The 2,206-nt window shown below is 65.1% G+C and carries 4 protein-coding genes; all 4 read left to right on the top strand.

Annotation, left to right across the window (positions count from 1 at the left end):
• Entirely contained in the window at window positions 1-459 is a 459-nt protein-coding gene (locus C5F46_RS15965; protein WP_107326285.1) for a group III truncated hemoglobin, read from the top strand.
• 13 nt (window positions 460-472) lie between these two features.
• Window positions 473-961 carry a hemerythrin domain-containing protein gene (locus C5F46_RS15960; RefSeq protein ID WP_107326284.1) on the top strand — a complete coding sequence of 163 codons (489 nt, stop codon included), beginning with the start codon at window positions 473-475 and terminating at the stop codon, window positions 959-961.
• A gap of 28 nt (window positions 962-989) precedes the next feature.
• Window positions 990-1,637, top strand: coding sequence for a 5-formyltetrahydrofolate cyclo-ligase (locus C5F46_RS15955; RefSeq protein ID WP_235820205.1), 648 nt, complete (start codon window positions 990-992; stop codon window positions 1,635-1,637).
• Window positions 1,637-2,206, top strand: a 570-nt coding sequence (locus C5F46_RS15950) for an NnrS family protein (RefSeq protein WP_146160258.1), incomplete at its 3' end; no start/stop codon positions are given. The genes C5F46_RS15955 and C5F46_RS15950, both read left to right, overlap by 1 nt.

The following is a 2,206-nucleotide window of genomic DNA, read 5'->3' as shown; positions in this document are numbered from 1 at the left end:
ATGTCCAGCGCAACTGTCAGCTTGTCCATCCCGACAACCAGGCCGGAAGTGACGGTCGCCCTTATGGTAGAGACGGGTCTTAGCCCCGATGTTCTGCGCGATCTGGTACACCGCTTTTACGGCTGTGTCCGTGCAGATGCCGTTCTGGAGCCGATCTTTGCGGCCCGCATCACCGATTGGGCCGTGCATCTTGAGCGGATGGTGACGTTCTGGTCTTCGATCGCCTTGATGACCGGGCAGTATCATGGCCGGCCGGTGCCCGCGCATACTCCGTTGCCGATCAATGCGGCACATTTTGACCGCTGGCTTGCGCTGTTCCGCGCGATAGCTGTTGATACCTGCACGCCCGCGGGAGCCTTGCACCTGATCGAGCGCGCCGAGCGGATCGCCCATTCCCTGCACATCGCCGTTCAGTCAGCCCAAAGCGACCCCGTCGCCCCACCCAAACTGTTCTTCTGACAGGAGACCTCACATGACCGAAGCTGCAGCGCCGTCCGAGCCGACCGCCCTGACCCGGCACATCGAGGAGCGCTACCATGCCCGCCACAGGGAGCAGCTTCCGCAACTGGTGGCAATGGCGGAGCGTGTCGAGGACGTGCACTTCGGCGACGTGGGCGTGCCTGACGGACTGTCGGCCCTGCTGCACGAGATGCTCGGCGAATTGGAGGTACATATGAAGAAAGAGGAACTGATCCTGTTTCCCGCGATCCGCAAGGGCGGAATGCCCGGCATCGAGACTCCGATCGCGGTGATGCGCGCCGATCATGCCGGGCATGACCGCGAGCTGGCCGAGATCCTCCGACTGACCGCAAACCTGACCTTGCCCGACGGGGCCTGCGGCACCTGGACCGGGCTTTACCGTGGACTGGATGAGTTCGCCCGTGACCTGACCGAGCACATGCGGCTGGAGAACGACGTGCTGTTCCCGCAGTTCGAGGCGGAGCGGCGCGCCGATGTCTGAGCCGGGCCCATTCGCCTCGTCCCCCTGCATGGCTTGCGAGATCGCCCCGGACTACTTCGATCCGTTGGCTGTGGACCAAGAGCAGGCGCGCGACGTCGCCCGCTGGCGCAAGGCCGAGCGCGCGCGATTGCTCGCAGACCGTCAGGCCCTGTCCGTGTCGCAGCGTCGTGCAGCGGCAGACATGATTGCCGCGCGTGTCGATACCCTCCTTGCTGAACGTTTCCCGAGCGTCGACGGGCTGACGCTCTCGGCTTGGTGGCCGATCAAGGCGGAACTGAACTTGCGGTCCTGGCTGGAAAGCCTGCTCGCACGCGGCGCGCGCGTCACATTGCCCGTGGTCACAGCGCCCTCTGCACCACTGGCGTTCCGCCTATGGACGCCGGATTGCAGGATGGTGCAGGGCTTCTGGAAGATCCCGGTCCCGGCTGACGGGCCAGAGGTGGTGCCTGACCTGACCCTTGCCCCCTTGGTGGGCTGGGACCCAGCAGGGTTTCGGCTGGGCTACGGCGGGGGGTACTTTGACCGCACGCTCGCCGTGCTGTCGCCTCGCCCGATGACAATCGGTATCGGTCTGCAATCTGCCCGGCTTGCCACCATCTTTCCCCAACCCCACGACATCGCACTGGACGTCATCCTGACCGAGGCCGGGGTCCAGTACGAACAGAAGGACGCATGATGACCACCACTGCCGAACAGATGCGCGCCTGGACCGGCCCTGCGATCCTGACCTACGGGTTCCGGCCATTCTTCTTCGGGGCCGCGATCTGGGCTGCGCTGGCCATGACGCTATGGGTGCCGATGCTGTCGGGTCATCTGACGCTGCCCACTGCCTTTGACCCAGTCAGCTGGCACGCGCACGAATTCCTGTTCGGCTACCTCGGCGCGGTGATCGCGGGGTTTCTCTTGACCGCTGTGCCAAACTGGACAGGCCGGTTGCCCATCGTGGGCTGGCCGCTTGGCGGGCTGTTCCTTCTGTGGCTGGCCGGGCGCGTGGCAGTTGCCATGTCGGGCACCCTGCCTGCCGGGGTGGCGGCGACGGTCGATCTGTCCTTTCCGCTGGTTCTGGCCGCGGCCATTGGGCGTGAGATCGTGGCGGGCAAGAACTGGCGCAATCTGATCGTGCTGGCGATGCTGGCGGTCTTTGCCCTTGGCAACGGACTGTACCACTGGGAGGCGGCGCGGGGGGATTATGCCGCCCAAGGTTATGGCCTGCGTCTGGGGTTGGCGGCGGGTGTCATGATGATC

The organism is Phaeovulum veldkampii DSM 11550, assembly GCF_003034995.1.
In the GTDB taxonomy this organism is placed as follows: domain Bacteria; phylum Pseudomonadota; class Alphaproteobacteria; order Rhodobacterales; family Rhodobacteraceae; genus Phaeovulum; species Phaeovulum veldkampii.
Note: the sequence above shows the minus strand (reverse complement) of the source record. Positions and strands in the feature narration are given on the sequence as shown.

What these genes read in the sequence shown, in the direction of transcription:
- C5F46_RS15965 (WP_107326285.1), top strand. Translation starts at nt 1, where the DNA reads ATGTCCAGCGCAACTGTCAGCTTGTCCATCCCGACAACCAGGCCGGAA.
- C5F46_RS15960 (WP_107326284.1), top strand. Translation starts at nt 473, where the DNA reads ATGACCGAAGCTGCAGCGCCGTCCGAGCCGACCGCCCTGACCCGGCAC.
- C5F46_RS15955 (WP_235820205.1), top strand. Translation starts at nt 990, where the DNA reads ATGGCTTGCGAGATCGCCCCGGACTACTTCGATCCGTTGGCTGTGGAC.